This window comes from Lysobacter sp. Hz25 (assembly GCF_046097045.1).
GTDB classification, from domain to species: Bacteria; Pseudomonadota; Gammaproteobacteria; order Xanthomonadales; family Xanthomonadaceae; genus Lysobacter; species Lysobacter antibioticus_B.
The window spans coordinates 5,608,816-5,627,506 of sequence record NZ_CP175666.1; the positions used below are offsets into that span (position 1 = coordinate 5,608,816).

16 protein-coding genes are annotated in these 18,691 nt (G+C 69.2%); 8 read left to right on the forward strand and 8 right to left on the reverse strand.

Features of this window, described 5'->3' with window-relative positions; genetic code table 11:
- Nucleotides 1-14: 14 nt before the first annotated feature.
- Nucleotides 15-785, reverse strand: a complete 771-nt coding sequence (locus ACKN61_RS23120) for an anti-sigma factor family protein (protein WP_408951412.1) — start codon at nucleotides 783-785, stop codon at nucleotides 15-17.
- Nucleotides 782-1,321: a sigma-70 family RNA polymerase sigma factor gene (locus ACKN61_RS23125; protein WP_031373645.1), complete on the reverse strand. Its 540-nt coding sequence runs from the start codon at nucleotides 1,319-1,321 to the stop codon at nucleotides 782-784. The genes ACKN61_RS23120 and ACKN61_RS23125 overlap by 4 nt, the downstream gene beginning before the upstream one ends.
- Before the next feature lie 141 nt (nucleotides 1,322-1,462).
- On the opposite strand from ACKN61_RS23125, the gene ACKN61_RS23130 reads away from it, so the two are divergent.
- A complete protein-coding gene (locus tag ACKN61_RS23130; RefSeq protein WP_408951413.1) occupies nucleotides 1,463-2,557 on the forward strand; it encodes a catalase family peroxidase in 1,095 nt (364 codons plus the stop codon).
- Nucleotides 2,554-3,132: a cytochrome b gene (locus ACKN61_RS23135; RefSeq protein ID WP_408951414.1), complete on the forward strand. Its 579-nt coding sequence runs from the start codon at nucleotides 2,554-2,556 to the stop codon at nucleotides 3,130-3,132. Before ACKN61_RS23130 ends, ACKN61_RS23135 begins: the two co-directional genes overlap by 4 nt.
- 6 nt (nucleotides 3,133-3,138) lie before the next feature.
- On the opposite strand, the gene ACKN61_RS23140 is transcribed toward ACKN61_RS23135, so the two are convergent.
- The 3 genes from ACKN61_RS23140 to ACKN61_RS23150 all read right to left on the reverse strand — a co-directional run bounded on the left by ACKN61_RS23140 (nucleotide 3,139) and on the right by ACKN61_RS23150 (nucleotide 7,357).
- On the reverse strand, nucleotides 3,139-3,438 hold the full coding sequence (locus tag ACKN61_RS23140; RefSeq protein WP_408951415.1) for a putative quinol monooxygenase: 300 nt from the start codon (nucleotides 3,436-3,438) through the stop codon (nucleotides 3,139-3,141).
- 44 nt (nucleotides 3,439-3,482) lie between these two features.
- The gene (locus tag ACKN61_RS23145) at nucleotides 3,483-5,381 is read right to left on the reverse strand and encodes a M61 family metallopeptidase (protein ID WP_408951416.1); all 1,899 of its coding nucleotides are present in this window, start codon (nucleotides 5,379-5,381) and stop codon (nucleotides 3,483-3,485) included.
- A gap of 299 nt (nucleotides 5,382-5,680) precedes the next feature.
- Complete coding sequence (locus ACKN61_RS23150) at nucleotides 5,681-7,357, reverse strand: NAD(P)/FAD-dependent oxidoreductase (RefSeq protein WP_408951417.1); 1,677 nt, start codon at nucleotides 7,355-7,357, stop codon at nucleotides 5,681-5,683.
- A 241-nt stretch (nucleotides 7,358-7,598) separates the two neighbouring features.
- Between ACKN61_RS23150 and ACKN61_RS23155 the strand changes: the two genes are divergently transcribed.
- Nucleotides 7,599-9,188 carry a glucan biosynthesis protein gene (locus ACKN61_RS23155; RefSeq protein WP_408951418.1) on the forward strand — a complete coding sequence of 530 codons (1,590 nt, stop codon included), beginning with the start codon at nucleotides 7,599-7,601 and terminating at the stop codon, nucleotides 9,186-9,188.
- Nucleotides 9,189-9,598: 410 nt separating this feature from the next.
- Here ACKN61_RS23155 and mnmG read toward each other — a convergent pair whose 3' ends face one another.
- The 3 genes from mnmG to ACKN61_RS23170 form a co-directional block, all read right to left on the reverse strand.
- Nucleotides 9,599-11,488, reverse strand: coding sequence for a tRNA uridine-5-carboxymethylaminomethyl(34) synthesis enzyme MnmG (gene mnmG / locus ACKN61_RS23160; RefSeq protein ID WP_408951419.1), 1,890 nt, complete (start codon nucleotides 11,486-11,488; stop codon nucleotides 9,599-9,601).
- 603 nt (nucleotides 11,489-12,091) lie between these two features.
- Nucleotides 12,092-12,622: a hypothetical protein gene (locus ACKN61_RS23165; protein WP_051885331.1), complete on the reverse strand. Its 531-nt coding sequence runs from the start codon at nucleotides 12,620-12,622 to the stop codon at nucleotides 12,092-12,094.
- 84 nt (nucleotides 12,623-12,706) lie between these two features.
- Nucleotides 12,707-12,829: a hypothetical protein gene (locus tag ACKN61_RS23170; RefSeq protein ID WP_255610572.1), complete on the reverse strand. Its 123-nt coding sequence runs from the start codon at nucleotides 12,827-12,829 to the stop codon at nucleotides 12,707-12,709.
- A 529-nt stretch (nucleotides 12,830-13,358) separates the two neighbouring features.
- On the opposite strand from ACKN61_RS23170, the gene ACKN61_RS23175 reads away from it, so the two are divergent.
- The 5 genes from ACKN61_RS23175 to ACKN61_RS23195 are packed head-to-tail and all read left to right on the forward strand — an operon-like array spanning nucleotide 13,359 to nucleotide 18,588.
- Complete coding sequence (locus ACKN61_RS23175; RefSeq protein WP_408951420.1) at nucleotides 13,359-14,033, forward strand: ABC transporter ATP-binding protein; 675 nt, start codon at nucleotides 13,359-13,361, stop codon at nucleotides 14,031-14,033.
- A gap of 1 nt (nucleotide 14,034) precedes the next feature.
- Nucleotides 14,035-15,024: an HlyD family secretion protein gene (locus tag ACKN61_RS23180; protein WP_408951421.1), complete on the forward strand. Its 990-nt coding sequence runs from the start codon at nucleotides 14,035-14,037 to the stop codon at nucleotides 15,022-15,024.
- The gene (locus tag ACKN61_RS23185) at nucleotides 15,021-16,004 is read left to right on the forward strand and encodes an HlyD family secretion protein (RefSeq protein WP_408951422.1); all 984 of its coding nucleotides are present in this window, start codon (nucleotides 15,021-15,023) and stop codon (nucleotides 16,002-16,004) included. Before ACKN61_RS23180 ends, ACKN61_RS23185 begins: the two co-directional genes overlap by 4 nt.
- Nucleotides 16,001-17,341: an efflux RND transporter periplasmic adaptor subunit gene (locus ACKN61_RS23190; RefSeq protein ID WP_408951423.1), complete on the forward strand. Its 1,341-nt coding sequence runs from the start codon at nucleotides 16,001-16,003 to the stop codon at nucleotides 17,339-17,341. The genes ACKN61_RS23185 and ACKN61_RS23190 overlap by 4 nt, the downstream gene beginning before the upstream one ends.
- Nucleotides 17,338-18,588 carry an ABC transporter permease gene (locus ACKN61_RS23195; RefSeq protein ID WP_408951424.1) on the forward strand — a complete coding sequence of 417 codons (1,251 nt, stop codon included), beginning with the start codon at nucleotides 17,338-17,340 and terminating at the stop codon, nucleotides 18,586-18,588. Before ACKN61_RS23190 ends, ACKN61_RS23195 begins: the two co-directional genes overlap by 4 nt.
- The last annotated feature ends 103 nt before the right edge of the window (nucleotides 18,589-18,691 follow it).

Sequence of the window (18,691 nt, forward strand, 5' to 3'; positions counted from 1 at the left end):
TTTCCTGAGTTCTGTCAGATCGCGCCATCCAGCGCGCGCCTGACGACATCCGCCGATTCCCCGCCGCTCACCATCGCATAGTTGTACCCCCCGCGCGACCAGTACTGTGTGAGCAAGTCGCCGTCGCGGCGGTCGCCGCGCGGCAGCAGGTGGCGGCGCGGGCCCGGCGGCCGGATATAGAAGCTGATTGCGTTACCGCCGGCGTCTTCGTAGACCACCAGGGCGGCCGCGCCCTGTTCAGTCGCAAGCAGGCGTGCGCCGACCTGGCGGAACCCCGCCCCGCTCAGATCGGGCAGGCGCATCGGTTCGCGGAAATTCGTATCGAGCCAGCCCTGCAGGTCGCCGCCGCGCGCGGCCCGATCGGGCCGCAGATCGTGGCGCGCGGCGAACAAACGGTGCGCCTGGATCGCATCGCCCATCGGCGCCATCGCCACCGCCGCCGGCGCGCTGCCGCGCCAGTCGCGCGCCTGCCATCCGCCGATGCCGCCGACGCCGAGGCTCAACAGCACCGCCGCGGCCATCGCGTAGCGCGCGTTGCGCCGACGCGCGAGGCCGGCACGCAGGCGCATGGGGTCCAGGCGCGCCGGATCGGGCCCGGCGGGCGCCGCCACGGTTTCGCCGGCCAGCGCCGCGCGCAGCAGCTGCGCATCGCGCTGCCAGGCCTGGATCTCGGCGGCGCGTTCGGGATGCTGCGCAAGCCAGGCCTCGAACGCGGCGCGGCGCTCGCCGTCGAGCAGGCCGTCGACATAGGCGTGGATTTCGTACTCGCTCGGCGTAGTGATCATGGGGTCGACTTCGTTGCGGCAGGCGTCTTCAACAATCTCAGCGGCGACGCCGGGGTTTCGCCGTCGCTGAGCCGGCGCAGAGCGTCGCGTGCGCGCGACAAACGCGACATGACCGTGCCGATGGGCACCTGCAGAATGTCGGCGACTTCCTGGTAGCTGAGTCCCTCGACCGAAACCCACAGCAGCAGGCTGCGTTGTTCGACCGGCAGGCGCTGCATCGCTTCCAGGGTCGAACGCGCGAGGACTTCGCGCTCGGCCGACGGTTGGCTGTCGTGGGAGATGCCGAGCCGCGACAACAGACCGGCATAGCGTTGCGAGCGGCGTTGGCCGTCGAGGAACTGGCGGTACACGATCGCGAACAACCACGGCCGCAGCGCTTGCGCGTCGCGGCGTTTGCTCCAAGCGGAAATCGCCCGTTCCAGCGCGGCCTGGACCAGGTCGTCTGCGGCATGCGGATCGCGGGCGAGCCAGCGCGCGAACCGCCGCAGCGAGGGCAGTTGTTCGCGCAGGGCGCTGTCGAGGTCGCTGGCGGGCATGGGCGGTCCGTGGACGCAGGTCGGGGAATCTCTAAATGGGACGCCGCTGGCCGCAGTTTATTCCGCGGCCCGGGAATAAACCTCGCCGACGCGCGTCGTACCCAGAGAACCCCGCCCTGCCTCCCCAACTCGAGTGCCCGAATGTCCTCGCCCACGCCACCGCCCGACCCGACCGACCGCCCCCGTCGACCGCCCTTTCCGCTCGCACGCTGGGCCCTGATCGCCGCCGCCGTGACCGGCGTCGCCGCCGCGTTCGGCTATGTCGGCGGTTGGCTCGACCCGCACCGGCTCACCCCGCAACGCATCGTCGACCGCCTGCAGGTCAACGGCGGCCTGCATCCGGGCTATCGCCGCAACCACGCCAAGGGCGTCTGCGTGATCGGCCATTTCGACAGCAACGGCAGCGCCGCCCGGTATTCGAAGGCGGCCTTGTTCGCGCCCGGCCGCACGCCCTTGGTCGGCCGCTTCGCGATTCCCGGCGGCAACCCGCATGCGCCGGATTTCGGTGTGCCCATCCGCAGCCTCGCCCTGCGCCTGACCCAGGCCGACGGCCAGCAGTGGCGCACCGGCATGAACAGCATGCCGGTGTTTCCGGTCGCCACGCCGCAGGCGTTCTACGAGCAACTGGCGGCGGGCCGGCCCGATCCCGCCACCGGCAAGCCCGACCCGGCCAAGCAGGCCGCGTTCTTCGCCGCGCATCCGGAAACCGCAGCCTTCCGCGCCTGGGCCAAGAACCATAAGCCGTCGGCAAGCTACGCCACCGAGAGCTACTACGGACTCAACGCGTTCTACTTCATCGATGCCGCCGGCACGCGCCAGGCGGTGCGCTGGCGCGTCGCCGCCGACAACCGCCCTGCGGGCAACGCGCCCGTGCCGCCACCGCAGGATTACCTCGACGGCGAGTTGAACCGACGCTTGGCGCAAGGCCCGCTGCGTTGGCGCCTGCTGGTAACCCTGGGCCAGGCCGGCGACCCGACCGCCGATGCGACCCGGACCTGGCCGCAGGACCGTGTCGAGATCGACGCCGGCACGGTGGTGATCGAACGCAGCGAATCGCAAGACCACGGCGCGTGCCGCGACATCAACTTCGATCCGCTGATCCTGCCGGCCGGCATCGCCGCGTCCGACGACCCGTTGCTGCCGGCGCGCTCGTCGGCCTATGCCGAATCCTATCGTCGCCGCACCGCCGAGCAGGCCGGCGGCGCCACCGCTCACGCACAGGAGCGAACGCCATGAATCGCGATACCGAATTGTTCTGGTGGCCCGCCCGCGTGCTGCATTGGCTGATGGCGGCGATGGTCCTGACCATGTTGTTCGTCGGCGTGGGCATGGTCGCCAGCGTCTCGGCGCGGCACAGCTGGTCGCTGGCGCTGCACAAGCCGCTCGGCGCGGCGATCCTGGTGCTGGCGCTGCTGCGTTTGATCCTGCGCCTGTGGCGCGCGCCGCCGCCGTTGCCGGCCGATCTTCCGGCGTTGCAACGCATCGCGGCGCAGACTTCGCATTGGCTGCTGTACGCGCTGATGCTGGCCTTGCCGCTGGTCGGCTGGGCGATGCTCTCGGCCGGCGGTTATCCGGTCATGCTGAGCGACAGCCTGCGCCTGCCGGCGATCGCGCCCTTCGACGCCGACTGGTTCGCCCGCCTGCGCTGGTTGCATCGGGTGCTGGCGTATTCGCTGTTCGGCTTGATCCTGGTGCACGGCGCGGCGGCGCTGTACCACGGCCTGATCCGCCGCGACGGCGTGCTGCGCAGCATGCTGTGGCGACGGCGCGCGGCGGCGGAAACGCCGTCACCGCCGCAGGACGCGGACTGAGCGGCTTCAGCCGCCGCCCAGGCCGTGGCCGCCGACCGGCTCGGTCTCGTGGTATTCGTCGAAGCTGGCGATGATCGGTTTCGCCTTCGCGATCGCGGCTTGCACCGACGGCAACGCCAACGAAGCGCGATGGCTGCCCTGGCTGTCCCAGACTTCGCTGATCCAGATCGCGTCGGCGTCCTTGGGATCGCGCGCGACGACATAGCTCAGGCAGCCGGGCATGGCGTCGATGCCGTCGAGCAGGATCGCGATCAGGGCATCGCGCTGGCCGGCGGCGGCTTTCATCTTGCCGATCAATCCGTACATGGTTTGGGTCTCCTCTTGAACGTCGACGACGCCGAAGTATCGCCCTACTTCGGCGCGTAGATCTTCGACAGGCGATCCGGCGTGCCCTCGATGCGTTCCAGCTTCGGGTACTTCAGGCCTTCGCGGTAGTCGATGCGCACGGTCTTGATGGCATCGCCGTTCTTGATCAGCAACTCGATCGGGTGCTGACCGTCCTTGGCCGCGGTGACCGCGTCCTTGAGCCGCTCGCCGCTGCTCGCGTAACCGTTGACCGCGAGCACGGTGTTGCCCGGGGCGATGCCGGCGTCGAAGGCCGGGCCGTCCCAACGCACGCTGTTCACCGAGGAATCGCCGCTCGACACGCTCATGCCGAGCGAATAAGTGAGATCGACGGCCTTGCGTTCGCCCTCGGCGAGTTTCTGGAACTCGCCGGGCGTGTCGGTGAACACCAGCTTCCAACCGCTCGCGGCCAGACCGTCGACCGGCGGCGCGTTGCCGTCGATGCGCTCGCGCAGGAACGTGGCCCAATCGAACGCGGCGACGCCGTTGAGCGCAGCGACCACGTCCTCGAATTCGTAGGGTTTGACCCGATAGTCGCCATTCTCGCCGGCGAAGAACGTACGAGCGAAGTCGTCGAGCGAACGCTTGTCGCCGCTGAGCGCGCGCAGCTTGGCGTCTACCGCCAGCCACACCAGTTGCCCGCCCTGGTAGTAATCCTCGCTGAGCTGATAGCTGGTATACGACTTGGGCCGGCGCTGGGCGATGACCGGGTCGTAGGTGGTGTCCTGCAATGCGCGCCAGGCCAGGCCCGGACGGTCGTGGCTGTAGCGCGCGGCGACCTGCGCCAGCGCCTCGCGCGCGAGTTCCGGCTTCCACAGCCCTGAGCGCGCGGTCAGCACGTAACCCCAATACTGGGTCTGGCCTTCGTAGACCCAAAGCAGGCTGTCGCTGAGCGGAACATTGAAGTTGGGCGCGGCGATACCGCGCGGGCGACGGTACTTGCCGTTCCAGGAGTGGGCGAATTCGTGCGCGAGCAGATCGCGGCTGATGGCGCTGCCGCCGTCCCAGCCGGTGAAGTAGTCGACGTCGAGGCCGTTCTCGCTGGAGCGATGATGCTCCAGGCCGATGCCGCTCATCTGGCCCGACAGCGAGAACAGGAAATCGTAGCGGTCGAACGGACGCGAGCCGAACAATTTGAACGCCTGGCTGACCAGCTCGCGATGCAGTTTGATCTGCTCGGGCTTGGCTTCCAGGTACTTGGCCGCATCGGCGACCACGTTCAGGCGCACCGGCGTCTTCGCATCGGGAGCGAGATCGATCTGCTTGAAATGGCGCCCGGCGAAGACCGGCGAATCGAGCAGGGTGTCGAACGGCACCGCGCGGTAACGCAGGCTGTCGCCCTGGCGCGATTCGAGCTCGAGCGCGGTGCCCGCCTGCCAACCGGCCGGCAGTTTCAAGCTCGGCACGATCTGGATGCCTCGCGCGTAATACCCGGCCGGATACAGCGCGACCTGGTTCCATTGCACGTTGAGCATGTCGGCGGTCATCACCACCCGGCCCTGGTTGCCGCCGGTGGGGGTGAGCATGTCGAAACTCGCCTCCAGCTCGCTCACGCCCTCGGGCACGACCAGCTTGAAGGCATAGACGTCGAGCGGATCGCGCTGCCAGGCGATGGCCTGGCCGTTGCCGCGCAGGCGCAGGCCGGCGAGCTTGTCGATCGGCCCGGTCGGCGAGTGGTTGCCCTGGATCCACTGCGGAAACAGCAAGGTAAGCGCGCCCGGCTGCACCGGAATGCGTTGCCGCACGTGCAGCACGCGCCGCGCCAGGTCGGTCGCATCGACGTCGAGCTGCAAGGTGCCGGGATAAGGCAGGTCGCGCGGCGCGGCGGTCTGGGCGCCCGCATTCGAGAACGGCAGGGCCGCGGCGATCAGCAGGGGCAGGACGGCGTGGATCGGACGAACCATGGAAGACTCCGGCGACGCGAACACGGACAGGATTCCGCATCCTACCCATCGCGTCCGCCCTGCCCCCTGCCATTCGGCATGGCCGGGGCCCGCCGGGCGCGGTCGACCGATTGCGCACATGGCTTGCACAATCGGGGGATAGGGCCGGGAGGCCCGCTTTACTTCGGCGGAGCCGAACACTCAGGGCTTCACCTGAGCATTGCGCTGAGCTCTCTGGAGCTCGCCTTCGCGGGGATGATGGTTGGGGAATCGCCGCACAAACCAACCATCGTCTCGCCCGCAGCTGGAAGACACACGCCTCAGGCGCGGCCGAGGCCGGCCATGATGCTCATCGCCACCGCTTCGGCGGTCTTGATGCCGTCCACCGCCGCCGACAGGATGCCGCCGGCATAGCCCGCGCCTTCGCCGGCCGGGAACAGGCCGCGGGTGTTGAGGCTGTGGCCGTCCGGGCCGCGGGTGATGCGCACCGGCGACGACGTGCGCGTCTCCACGCCGGTCAACATCGCATCGGGCATGGCGAAGCCCTTGAGCTGCTTGTCGAAGGCCGGCAAGGCTTCGCGGATCGCCGCGATCGCGTAGTCGGGCAACGACGCACTGAGGTCGCTCAGGCGCACGCCCGGCGTGTAAGAAGGCTGCACCGTGCCGAGCGCGGTCGAGGGCCGCCCGGCGAGGAAATCGCCGACGGTCTGGCCCGGCGCTTCGTATTCGCCGCCGCCCAGGGCGAAGGCCTGCGCCTCCCAGTGCCGCTGCAGGGCAATGCCGGCGAGCGGACTGCCGCTGGCGTCGTAGGCCTTGTAGTCCTCGGGGGTGATGCCGACCACGATCGCCGCATTGGCGTTGCGCTCGTTGCGCGAGTACTGGCTCATGCCGTTGGTGACCACGCGCCCGGGTTCGCTCGCCGCCGCGACCACGGTGCCGCCGGGGCACATGCAGAAGCTGTAGACCGAACGGCCGTTGCGGCAGTGATGCACCAGCTTGTAGTCGGCCGCGCCGAGAATCTCGTGGCCGGCCTGCGGCCCGAAGCGGGCGCGGTCGATCAGCGACTGCGGGTGCTCGATGCGGAAGCCGATCGAGAACGGCTTGGCCTCCATGAACACGCCGCGCTCGTGCAGCATCGCGAAGGTGTCGCGCGCGCTGTGGCCGACCGCGAACACGACATGATCGGCGCGCAATTCGCCGCCGTCGGCGAGGGTCACGCCGCGCAACTGCCCGTCTTCGATCAACACGTCTTCGACGCGCTGCGAGAAACGGATTTCGCCGCCGAGCGATTCGATGGTCTCGCGCATGTTCTCGACCATCGAGACCAGGCGGAAGGTGCCGATATGCGGCTTGCTGACGTAGAGGATTTCCTCCGGCGCGCCGGCCTTGACGAACTCGGTCAACACCTTGCGGCCGTGATGCAGTTTGTCGCTGATCTGGCTGTAGAGCTTGCCGTCGGAGAAGGTGCCGGCGCCGCCCTCGCCGAACTGCACGTTCGACTCGGGATTGAGCACGCGCTTGCGCCACAGGCCGAAGGTGTCGACGGTGCGCTCGCGCACCGCCTTGCCGCGTTCCAGGATGATCGGGCGGAAGCCCATCTGCGCCAGGATCAGGCCGGCGAACAGGCCGCAGGGGCCCATGCCGATCACGATCGGCCGCAGCGGCAGCGCGTCCGGCGCACGGGCGACGAACTTGTAGTCGGTGTCGGGGGTCGGCAGCACCTTGCCGGCGTCGCCCGCGCCCTTCTTCGCATCCTGCGCCGGCACCGCGGTTTCGGCGGCCTGCAGGCGCTGCAGGATCTCGGCCTCGCGCGGCGTGTCCACGTCGATCGAATAGATCAGCACGATGCCGCCGCGCTTGCGCGCGTCGTAGCTGCGCTTGGCGATGGTGTAGGCGGTCAGTTCGTCCGCGGCGATGCCGAGGCGGGCAAGGATAGCGTCGGTGAGCGCACTGGCCGGGTGGTCCAGCGGCAATCGGAGGTCGGTGAGTCGAAGCATGGCGATATTCTAAGAGGCTTCGGCGGCGGGCGGTTTTCGGCGCGCGTGGCCGGTCGACGGAAGCCCTGGCGACGCCGGCGGTGCTGCCCTCTCCCACCCCTCTCCCATGGGCGGGAGAGGGAGCCGAAAGGCGGCCGGCCGGCCTCCATGGCGATCGGCTCCCTCAACGCCGGCATAACCAACGCCACGCCGCTATTGGCTAGCATGTTCAGTCCTGTTGCCACGACGTCGCCTTCCCCCAATGATCCGACGCCAGTTCCTCAAATCCGCGGCCGCCACCCTGGCCACCCTCGGTTTGCCCTTGCCGGCGCTCGCCTGGGCCGCGCCCGACGCGACCAAGCTCGGCCCGGCCCAGCCTTTCGATTTCGCCGCGCTCAAGGGCCAGGCCCGCGCGCTCGCCGAACGCGCCTACGCGCCGCGCAGCACCACCCTGCCGCCGGCGGTGGAGGCGATGAACTGGGACCAATACCAGTCGATCCGCTTCCGCCGCGACCACGCCCTGTGGGCGCAGGACGACACCCGTTTCCTGGGGCAGTTCTTCCACCTCGGCCTGTTCTTCAAATCGGCCGTGCGCATGTACGAAGTCGATGGCGGCCAGGCGCGCGAGATCGTCTACGACCCGACGATGTTCGACCGCGCCCGCAGCGGCCTGGACGGCAAGCCGCTGCCGGCCGACCTGGGTTTCGCCGGCTTCCGCCTCAACACCCGCAAAGACCCCGAGCGCGATTTCGCCGCCTTCCTCGGCGCGAGCTACTTCCGCGCGGTCGGCGGCGAGGGCCAGTACGGCCAGTCCGCGCGCGGCCTGGCCATCGACACCGGCACCGGCCGCGCCGAGGAGTTCCCGGATTTCACCGCCTACTGGCTGGAACGCCCGAACCCGCAGTCGGACACCTTGGTGGTCTATGCGCTGCTCGATTCGCCGAGCATCGCCGGCGCCTACCGCTTCGCGATCACCCCCGGCGACGTGCTGTTGATGGACATCGATTGCGCGCTGTACCCGCGCAAGACCATCGAACGCATGGGCCTGGGCCCGTGCACGAGCATGTACCAGGTCGGCGAGAACGACCGCCGCATGGACTGGGACTGGCGTCCGGAGATCCACGACACCGACGGCCTGGCGATGTGGACCGGCAGCGGCGAATGGATCTGGCGCCCGCTGTGCAACCCGGCGCAGCTGCGCTTCAACATGTTCGCCGACGAAAACCCGCGCGGCTTCGGCCTGCTGCAGCGCGACCGCAACTTCGATCACTACCAGGACGACGGCGTGTTCTACGAGAAGCGTCCCTGCCTGTGGGTCGAACCCAAGCAAGGCTGGGGCGCGGGCTCGGTGCAGTTGGTGGAGATCCCGACCGTCGACGAATCCTTCGACAACATCGTCGCGTTCTGGAACCCGCGCGCCAAGCCGCAGCCCGGGCAGGAACTGCTGTTCGGCTACCGCCTGTACTGGGGCGCGATGCCGCCGGCGACGCCGAAGCTCGCTCACTGCGTGGCCACCCGCACCGGCCTGGGCGGCCGGATCGGCTTCAAGCGCGATTATTTCTCCTCGCGTTTCGCGGTGGATTTCGCCGGCGGCGCGCTGGCCGAGTTGGCCAAGCGCAATGCGACCGTCGAGCCGGTGTTGCAGATCGGCCGCGGCAAGCTCGAAACCGTGTCGTGCCGGCCGCTGCACGAGATCGGCGGCTACCGGGTGATGTTCGACGCCGTACCGCAGGACGACTCGACCGAGCAGATCGACCTGCGCCTGTTCTTGAAAGACGCCAGCGGCGCGCTCAGCGAAACCTGGCTGTATCAGTGGTCGCCGCCGGCGAAGAGCGAACGCAAGCTGTACTGAGCGGCGGCGTCGCGGAAAGGTAGAAGCAACAGCAAATCCCCCCTGCCCCCCTTTTTCAAAGGGGGGAACGGCAAAGCGAGCTTCCGATATCAGGCTCGACCGCGAATCCGGAACCCCGACTTCCGATTCCCGATTCCCGATTCCCGATTCCCGACTCCCGACTCCCGACTCCCGATTCCCGATTCCCGATTCCCGAGTCCCGAGTCCCGAGTCCCCGACCAAGCGAATCACATCGCCCCCTTTGCAAAGGGGGCTGGCGCCTACGTCGTTCGGTGGACAACGGCGCTAGCTGCGCCGGGGGATTTACTCGAGCTCGCCAGAACCTCGCGACCAGCGGACGCATGCGACCCTCTCGCCACTCAAGCTTTTGCTCTGGCGAATCTCAGATCCGAAATCCCCAATCCCTGCTTTCAAGCCACCCGGGCCCGCCGCGCGCGCGTCAGATGCACCAACAGCAGCGAGATCGCCGCCGGGGTCATGCCGGGGATGCGCTGCGCCTGGCCCACGGTCTGCGGGCGCACGCGCTCCAGCTTCTGCTGCGCTTCCGCCGACAAGCCGCGCACCGTGGCGTAGTCGAATTCGCCCGGGATCGGCGTGCTCTCGTTGCGCTGCTGGCGCTCGATCTCGTCGCGCTGACGGTCCAGGTAACCGGCGTACTTGACCCCGATCTCGACCTGCTCGGCGACCTCGGCCTCGGCCACCGCCGGGCCCAGCGAGGGCACGCTCATGAGTTGGGCGTAGTTGATCTCCGGACGCTTGAGCAGATCGCGCGCGCTGCTTTCGCGGCTGACCTCGATGCCGAGGGTTTGCGCGATCTCGCGGCCGAGCGGGTTGTTCGGCGCCGCCCATACCGAGGCCAGGCGCGCGCTCTCGCGCTCGATCGCCTCGCGCTTGCGCGCGAACGCGGCCCAGCGCGATTCGTCGACCAGGCCGAACCCTCGACCGGTCTCGGTCAGGCGCAGGTCGGCGTTGTCCTCGCGCAACTGCAGCCGGTACTCGGCGCGCGAGGTGAACATGCGATAGGGCTCGCTGGTGCCGTGGGTGATCAGGTCGTCGACCAGCACGCCGATGTAGGCCTCGTCGCGGCGCGGGCTCCAGCCCTCGGTGCCGGCGACGAAACGCGCGGCATTGACGCCGGCCAGCAGGCCCTGCGCGGCAGCCTCCTCATAACCGGTGGTGCCGTTGATCTGGCCGGCGAAGAACAGGCCGGCGACCGCCTTGGTCTCCAGGGTCGACTTGAGCCCGCGCGGGTCGAAGAAGTCGTACTCGATCGCATAGCCGGCGCGGGTGATGTGGGCGCGCTCGAAGCCGCGGATGCTGCGCACCAGGTCGAGCTGGACGTCGAACGGCAGCGAGGTCGAGATGCCGTTCGGGTAGATCTCGGCCACGTCCAGGCCTTCGGGCTCGACGAAGATCTGATGGCTGGCCTTCTCGGCGAAGCGCACCACCTTGTCCTCGATCGAGGGGCAATAGCGCGGGCCGATGCCTTCGATCTGGCCGGTGTACAGCGGCGAGCGGTCGAGGGCGCCGCGGATGATCTCGTGAGTGCGCTCGGAGGTGTGGGTGATCCAGCACGACACCTGACGCGGATGGTCGGCCTGCGTGCCCAGGAAGGACATCACCGGACGCGGATCGTCGCCCGGCTGTTCTTCCATGACCGAGTAGTCGAGGCTGCGGCCGTCGATGCGCGGCGGCGTGCCGGTCTTGAGCCGGTCGACCACGAACGGGCCTTCGCGCAGGCGCGCGGCCAGGGCGATCGCCGGCGGGTCGCCGGCACGGCCGGCGGCGTAAGTCGTCTGCCCGACATGGACCTTGCCGGCGAGGAAGGTGCCGGCGGTCAGCACCACCGCCGGCGCGACGAAGCGCAGGCCGGTCTGGGTGAGCACGCCGGTGACGCGGCCGGCGTCGAACTGGATGTCGTCGACCGCGGCCTGGAACAGGGTCAGGTTCGGCTGGGCCTCGACCGCGCGGCGGATGAAGCTGCGATACAGCGAACGGTCCGCCTGACAGCGCGTGGCCCGCACTGCCGGGCCCTTGCTGGCGTTGAGCCGGCGCCACTGGATGCCGGCGGCGTCGGCGGCGCGCGCCATGATCCCGCCGAGGGCGTCGATCTCCTTGACCAGATGGCCCTTGCCGACGCCGCCGATGGCCGGGTTGCAGCTCATCGCCCCGACCGTCTCGACCGAGTGGGTCAGCAGCAGGGTGCGCGCGCCGGCGCGCGCCGATGCCAGCGCAGCCTCGGTGCCGGCGTGGCCGCCGCCGACCACGATCACGTCGTATTGGAAGAAGGATTCGTTCATCGGTTCAAGGCACCACGGTCGCACCGTCGTCGGAAGCGACGCTCAGGACGCAGATTTTAGGCCAGACGGCAGGCCGAGCGCCTTCACCCGAGCTTGGCACACTTCATGCTTGGGTACTTAGTGCACCTTGCGGGGCAGGCGCTCGACGCCGGCTGGAATTGGAACAGGGGCTGGCCAAGCGCTCGCGGGGGAAGCTGGGGGGCCGAATGTCGGGGGACATTCGGCCCCTTTTTATTGCCCGTCGTTTGGGCCCCGTATCGGCACCGGCAGGGCCGACCGCCCTCGGACGCGTCGCCGCGGCATTCGCCGGCATGACGACTAACGCATTGATCGCAAACGAAAAGGCGCGCGTGGATACGCGCGCCTTTTCGTGTTTCCCCGGGATCCGGGGGAATGGGCGCCGACGCCTGACAAGGACGGAACAGGGGGGATCCGTGATTCCTCGCCAGGCGCCGACATAGAAGCCTTGCTTACCGAAAACGTCCAAATACGACGTAAGCGGTCAGTAGCGGTAGATTGCTGTCACTTCCGCCTGAACGCAAGTGCTCGCCATTCCAAATCCAGCGTCTTGCCGGGCCGACCTTCACATCGGCTAGATTCCGTTCAGCGTTCGACGTCCTTCCAGGCCCGGCCGCCGTCGCGGCGGGTCGAGGGGGCGGACTGCATGCGCGGCTGCATCGGCTGCTGCTGCATGGCCCGGGGCTGCGGCATGCTGCGCGGCTGCGAGACCGCACCGGGGTTGTTCGGCGCCCAGGCGCCGCCGCCGACCGGATGCGCATCGCGCCACGGAATGCCGCGCGAGGGCTGGTTGGTCTGGGGCGGGCGGTGGCCCGGCGGACGGTGCGGGCGGTGGTTCGGGTAGTAATAGCGCGGGTAGGGCTGCGGGTAGTAACCCGGGTAGCCATAGCCGTAACCGCCGCCGTAGTAGCCGGGGTAACCGTAGTTGCGATAGCGATAGGCATCGCCGTACGGGTAATAGCCATACCCGTAGTTCTGGCCGTAATAGCCGTAGTCGACGCTGGGGCGGCCGTAGTAATACGAGCCGGCGCCCCCGCCGCCACGATAGGCGTAGTCGGACACGCAACCGGCCAGCAGGCCGGCGGCGATGAGCGGAACGATGAGCTTGCGGATCATGTCAGACCCCCTGGTTTTAGGGTCTCAGCTTCGGCCCGATGCGTTGAACTCGGGCTTAATTCGGCCCGCCCGCTGCTGTACGGTTCAGCCCTTGCTGTCGACCGAGGAATCGCTTTGCGGCGCCGAGACCATGGTCGGATCGAGGCGCGGGGGCAGGCAACCCACCAACAGGACGACGAGCAGACATACCGTTAGTTTGCGGAGCATGTGGATTCCCTGTGGTGGGCGTCGAAGAAGATCGCGCCGTGAGCGGAACCGATCGCGAACGCAGCGACCGGGTGGATATCGGCTTCGACCTTATCCTGGCGGCCCCCCATCAGGGAACTCCAGGTCCGAATCCGGGTGATGCCGACGCGCGAGGACGAGGCCTGGATGAGGATCGTGTAGTCAGCGCGCAACGCCCACGCCCTGCGTCCGGCGGTGGCGATGCGCCTAAGCTAGTCTTCGCGCGGGCGGCGTTTACTGCACGGGTTCACAGAAAAACATGCTGCACTGCATCCGGGTGCAATGCTGCACAAGACACATTGTCGCGGCGCCCCCGGGTTAAGGTAGATTGATCGCGATGGTTACGACCGGGGATCGGTCTTCGCCGCGCACGCTGCATGCCTCATCCGATCGGCCCGAAGGCCGCGTCGGGGAACGTTGCCGGCGAGTGCCGGGTCGTTCTCCGTAGCGCGGGCACACGCTCGCGCGGTCGCCGCTGCATCGTCTTTCCCTTCTGGCCTGGCCTGTCCCGATGATCGAACTGGATGCGGTCCATCGTCGCTACGAGATGAATGGACAGGCGGTCAATGCCTTGGCCGGCGTGGATCTGAAAATCGCAGCGGGCGAATTCGTCGCCATCACCGGCGCCTCGGGCTCGGGCAAATCCAGTCTGCTCAACATCCTCGGCTGCCTCGACCGGCCCACGCGCGGGCGCTATCTGATCGAAGGCCGCGACGTCGCCGCGCTCGACGACGAAGCCGCCAGCGACATCCGCAACCGCCGCATCGGCTTCGTGTTCCAGAGCTTCCATCTGCTGCCACGCCTGAGCGTGATGGAGAACGTGCTGCTGCCGCTGCGCTTCAATCGCGAGCCGCCGCCCGGCAGCGTCGAGCGCGCGCGCGAGTTGCTCGCGCGCGTCGGCCTGGGCGAACGCAGCGAGCATCGGCCGAGCGAACTGTCCGGCGGCCAGCAGCAGCGCGCGGCGATCGCGCGTGCGCTGCTGCTGCGCCCGGCCCTGCTGCTCGCCGACGAACCCACCGGCAACCTGGATTCGAAAAGCGCCGCCGACGTGCTCGACCTCATCGAGGAAGTGCACGGCGGCGGCCAGACCGTGGTGCTGGTGACCCACGACCGCGACCTCGCCGCGCGCGCGCCGCGCGAGGTGCGCCTGCACGACGGCAAGGTCGACCATGACACGGCCGCCTGAGATGCGCCCTGCCCTGCGCCGCCCACGCTGGCCGCTGCTCACGGCCTTGCTGGCCGGCGCGCTGACCGCGCTGCCGGCGACCGCGGTGGTGCTGACCGGCGAAGTGCGCTCGGTCGGCGCGCAGCCGATCTACACCCCGCAATCCAATACCGCGCCGGTGGCGATCCGCTACTTCGTCGCCGAAGGCCAGGCGGTCAAGGCCGGCGATGTGGTGCTGCGCATCGATCCGGGCCAGGCCGGCACCCAGATTCCCGACCTCGACGCCAAGATCGAACAAGCCCGCGCCAAGGCCGCCAAGGAACTGGCAGAACTCGAGGTCAAGGCGGTCGACGCCGAAGTCGCGCTCGCCGATGCCGAGGCCGCGTTGGCCACGGCCAAGATCGAAGCGGCGATTCCGCGCGGGCTGATCTCGCAGCTCGACTACGACCGCCATCAGGGCGAACTCGACAAGACCACGCGCGAGCTCACCCTCAAGCGCGAGCAGTTCGCCGCCGCGCGCGCCGCCGTCGCGCGCCGCCACCAGGACGCCAAGCTGGAAGTCGACAAGCTGATCGTGCAGCGCGAGTACTACGCGGCGCTGCTGCGTCAGTCGGAAGTGCGCGCCGAACGCGACGGCATCGTCCTGCACGGTTTCAACAACAACTGGATCGGCGGCCGCATCGACGAAGGCAGCTCCGCCATGCCCGGCAGCAAGGCCGGCGAAGTGGTCGGCAGCGGCGGCGGCATGGAGATCCGCGCCTGGGCGCTGGAACCGGACCGGCGCGGCCTGAGCGTCGGCCAGACCGTACAGCTCGCGTTCGACGCACTGCCGCGGCAACGCGTGCAAGGCCGCATCAAGGCCATCGCCGGCGCTCCCGACCGCAAACCCGAATGGGGCGAAGGGCGCTACTTCAGCCTCGACATCGAACTGCCGCGCGGACATGCGCTCAAGCTGCTGCCGGGCATGAGCGTGCGCGTGTCCACGGCCGCCGCGGGCGGAACGGCGCGATGAAGCGGAGCATGCTCATCGTGCTGTTGTCCGCCGCGGCACTGCCGGCGAGCGCGGCGACCCTGCGTGTCGACGGCGAGGTCTATGCCCGCCGCAGCTCGGCGCTGATGCCGCCGAACGTCGAGCGCATGTGGCAGTTCAACATCACCCAACTCGCCGGCGACGGCACGCCGGTCAAGCAAGGCCAGTCGGTGATCTCCTTCGACAGCAACGACGTGATCAAGCAACTGGGCGAGAAGCGCAGCCAGCTTAAGGAGAAACAGAGCGAGCTCGACAAGCTCGACCTGGAGCTGGCCGAACGCGAGCGCAGCGAACGCCTGGCCACCGCCGAGGCGCGCGCCGCGCTCGACAAGGCGCAGCGCAAGACCCAGCAGCCGGCCGAGCTGATCGCCGGCATCGAGTACCGCAAGCTGCTGGTCGCCCGCACCCAGATGGAACGCAAGATGGCCCTGGCCCAGCGCCGCGAGAACTTGTCGGCCGAACAACGCCGCCAGGAGCGGCGCCTGCTCGCCGCCGAACGCGCGCAGTTGCAGGCCGACGTCGAGCGCCTGCAGCGCTCGCTGACGGCCCTGGAAGTGACCGCGCCGCGCGACGGCCTGATGATGCACAAGAGCAACTGGGAAGGCGAAAAATACGACGTCGGCTCGCAGGTCTGGGTCGGCCAGACCGTCGCCGAGATTCCCGACATGGCCACCCTGGCGGTGCGCGCCGAGTTGCCCGAGCGCGACCTGCGCCGGGTCGCGGTCGGCGTGCCGGTGCGGATCGTCGTCGAAGGCGGCGCCGGCAGCGTGCTGCGCGGGCGCATCGCCTCGATCGGCAATGCGATCCGCAGCAAATCGCAGGTGCAGCCGGTGCCGGTGCTGGATCTGGACGTGCGCCTCGACGACCCACGCGCGCCCTTGCGTCCGGGCCAGGCGGTGCGGGTGGAGATTCCTTCGGCCAATCCGGCCGCACCCGCAGCGCCGCGGAGCCCGGCCCGATGACGCATCGCCCCGCACCTCGCGCGGCGTCGCGCTGCGCCGCGCTTGCCGTCGCCCTGGCCTTGCTCTCGGGCTGCGCGTCCGACACCGCGCCGGCCATCGTCGAGACCGTCGCCGCCGCACCGCTGCGCCTGAGCGTACGCGGCGAAGGCGAACTCAAGTCGGCCAAGGCCACGCCGCTCAACGTGCCCGGCCGCAATTGGGCCTCGCGCCAGCTCGAATGGATGCTGCCGGAAGGCAGCGCGGTCAGGAAAGGCGACCTGATCGCGCGCTTCTCGGCCGCGCAAGGCCAACAGGAACTCAGCCAGACCCTGATCGATCTGCAGCGCAACCTGCTGGCGCGCGCCGCCAAGCAGGGCGAACTGGCGACCGCGCAGAGCAAGGTCGCGGTCGACCTGGCCCAGGTCGCGGTGGAACTCGGCATCGCCGAGCGCTACGCCAGCGCCGACCTCAGCACCATGGCGCGCAACGAAGTGCTCGATGCGGTGCAGGACGCGAGCTACCTCACCGCCAAGCGCGACACCCTGGAATGGCAGCGCGGCCAGGCCGGCGTGCGCGGCGGCGCCGAGCTGGCGGTGCTGGATGCGCAGCGCGCGACTTTCGACCTCACCGCCAAGGCGCGCCAGTCGGATCTGGACGCGCTGGAGCTGCGCGCGCCCAACGACGGCGTGCTGATGCTGTCGAGCAACTGGTCCGGCGACAAACCCAATGTCGGCGCGACCCTGCGCGCCGGCTTCGACTACGGCAGCCTGCCCGACGCCTCGGCGATGGAACTCGAATTGAGCCTGCCGCAGATCGAGGCGCAGGGCCTGCAGGTCGGCAACGCGGTCGAGATGTTTCCGGTCGGGCGCCCCGAGCAGCGCATCGTCAGCCGGCTGTCGTGGGTCGCCAGCGCCGCCAAGGTACGCAGCCAGGAAAGCCCGGTGAAGTACCTGACCATGAAGGCGCCGATCCCGGCCGAGGCGATCGCGCGTTACCGGCTGGTGCCGGGCCAACGGCTCGAGGCCCGGGTGATCCTGTTCGATTCGCCCAAGGCGCTCAGCGTCGCCAACGTCGCCATCGACAGCGACGCCGGCAAGGACTACGTGCGCGTCCGCGAAGGCGGCGATTTCCTGCGCCGCCCGATCCGGCTGGGCGTACGCGGGCCGGCGCGTTCGCAGGTGCTGTCGGGCCTGCGCGACGGCGACGAGGTGCTGTTGGCCGAAGCCGGCGCCATCGGAGCCGCGGCGAACACCGCCGAGCCGCCGGCCGAGACCGACGATCCGGGCCAGGCCGCGTCGGCCGATGGCGGCAAGACCGCGGCGGCCCCGGCATCCACTCCCCAGGCGGTGCGTCCTTGAACCGTTTCGCCGGCCTGCTGCCGTCGATCTGGCGCGAGGCGATCGAAGAATTGTGGCGTCGCCGCCTGCGCACCTTGCTGACCCTGCTCGGTCTGATCTTCGGCGTCGGCGCGATCGTCGCGATGCAGGCGGTCGGCGAAGGCAGCCGGCGCGAAGCGCTGCGCCTGGTCGAAAGCCTGGGCCTCAACAATCTGATCGCCGAAGCCAAGCCGCAGGACGAAAACAGCCTGCGCGAAACCCGCGCGCGCAGCCTCGGCCTGAGCCTGGCCGATGCCGACGCCGCGCTCGCGGTGGTGCCCGGCGCGGAACGCTACGCCGCCGAGAAACCGATCCGCACCCATTCGGTGTTCAGCGACAGCGGCCACAGCGATGCCCAGGCCAGCGGCGTGAGCCCGGACTATTTCGCCCTGTCCTCGCTGCGCATCGCCAAGGGCCGCACGCTGAGCGAAGACGACGACCGCGCCCTCGCCGCGGTCGCCGTGCTCGGCCACCAGGCCGCGGCCGATCTGTTCCCCGGCGTCGACCCGATCGGCCAGTACCTGAAGGTCAACCATGTCTGGCTGGAAGTGATCGGCGTGCTCGCCGACCGCGACCTCAGCAAGGATCAGTTCGAAGGCGTGCAGCTCGGCCTGGAAAGCAATCGCGTCTATCTGCCCTTGGCCAGCGCGCGCGCCCGCTTCCGTTTCCAGCCGCAGGAGGACGAGATCGATCGTTTCCTGCTGCGCCTGCGCGACCCCGCCCAGCTCGCCGCCGGCGCGCGGGTGCTGTCGACCGTGCTCGGCCAACGCCACGCCGGCATGGCCGACTTCCGCCTGGTGGTGCCGCAACAACTGTTCCAGCAGCACCAGAAGACCCAGCGCATCTTCCGCGTGGTGATGGGCGCGATCGCCGGCGTCAGCCTGCTGGTCGGCGGCATCGGCATCATGAACATCATGCTCGCCAACGTGCTCGAACGGCGCCGCGAGATCGGCCTGCTGCGCGCGCTCGGCGCGCGCCGGCGCGACGTGATCGCGCAGTTCCTGCGCGAGGCCCTGGTGATCTGCGTCGCCGGCGCGGTGCTCGGCCTGGCGTTCGGCGTCGCCCTGGCCTATCTGATCGCCGCCTTCGCCGGCTGGCAGGTCGCCTGGGCGCCGATCCCGGTGCTGGGGTCGGCGCTGTTCTGCGCCGCGGTGGGTTTGGCCTTCGGCGTGTATCCGGCGCGGCAGGCGGCGCGCCTGGATCCGATCGCGGCGCTGCGCCACGACTGAGCGCAGCATTGCGACACGACTGAACTCATCCTGTCGCCGCCCCCGCATGGCGCGAATCCGCCATCCGGCGCATGCCAGGCCGGCCGGGCCTGGGCTACCCTTG

What these genes read in the sequence shown, in the direction of transcription:
- ACKN61_RS23120 (WP_408951412.1), bottom strand. Translation starts at nt 785, where the DNA reads ATGATCACTACGCCGAGCGAGTACGAAATCCACGCCTATGTCGACGGC.
- ACKN61_RS23125 (WP_031373645.1), bottom strand. Translation starts at nt 1,321, where the DNA reads ATGCCCGCCAGCGACCTCGACAGCGCCCTGCGCGAACAACTGCCCTCG.
- ACKN61_RS23130 (WP_408951413.1), top strand. Translation starts at nt 1,463, where the DNA reads ATGTCCTCGCCCACGCCACCGCCCGACCCGACCGACCGCCCCCGTCGA.
- ACKN61_RS23135 (WP_408951414.1), top strand. Translation starts at nt 2,554, where the DNA reads ATGAATCGCGATACCGAATTGTTCTGGTGGCCCGCCCGCGTGCTGCAT.
- ACKN61_RS23140 (WP_408951415.1), bottom strand. Translation starts at nt 3,438, where the DNA reads ATGTACGGATTGATCGGCAAGATGAAAGCCGCCGCCGGCCAGCGCGAT.
- ACKN61_RS23145 (WP_408951416.1), bottom strand. Translation starts at nt 5,381, where the DNA reads ATGGTTCGTCCGATCCACGCCGTCCTGCCCCTGCTGATCGCCGCGGCC.
- ACKN61_RS23150 (WP_408951417.1), bottom strand. Translation starts at nt 7,357, where the DNA reads ATGCTTCGACTCACCGACCTCCGATTGCCGCTGGACCACCCGGCCAGT.
- ACKN61_RS23155 (WP_408951418.1), top strand. Translation starts at nt 7,599, where the DNA reads ATGATCCGACGCCAGTTCCTCAAATCCGCGGCCGCCACCCTGGCCACC.
- mnmG (WP_408951419.1), bottom strand. Translation starts at nt 11,488, where the DNA reads ATGAACGAATCCTTCTTCCAATACGACGTGATCGTGGTCGGCGGCGGC.
- ACKN61_RS23165 (WP_051885331.1), bottom strand. Translation starts at nt 12,622, where the DNA reads ATGATCCGCAAGCTCATCGTTCCGCTCATCGCCGCCGGCCTGCTGGCC.
- ACKN61_RS23170 (WP_255610572.1), bottom strand. Translation starts at nt 12,829, where the DNA reads ATGCTCCGCAAACTAACGGTATGTCTGCTCGTCGTCCTGTTGGTGGGT.
- ACKN61_RS23175 (WP_408951420.1), top strand. Translation starts at nt 13,359, where the DNA reads ATGATCGAACTGGATGCGGTCCATCGTCGCTACGAGATGAATGGACAG.
- ACKN61_RS23180 (WP_408951421.1), top strand. Translation starts at nt 14,035, where the DNA reads ATGCGCCCTGCCCTGCGCCGCCCACGCTGGCCGCTGCTCACGGCCTTG.
- ACKN61_RS23185 (WP_408951422.1), top strand. Translation starts at nt 15,021, where the DNA reads ATGAAGCGGAGCATGCTCATCGTGCTGTTGTCCGCCGCGGCACTGCCG.
- ACKN61_RS23190 (WP_408951423.1), top strand. Translation starts at nt 16,001, where the DNA reads ATGACGCATCGCCCCGCACCTCGCGCGGCGTCGCGCTGCGCCGCGCTT.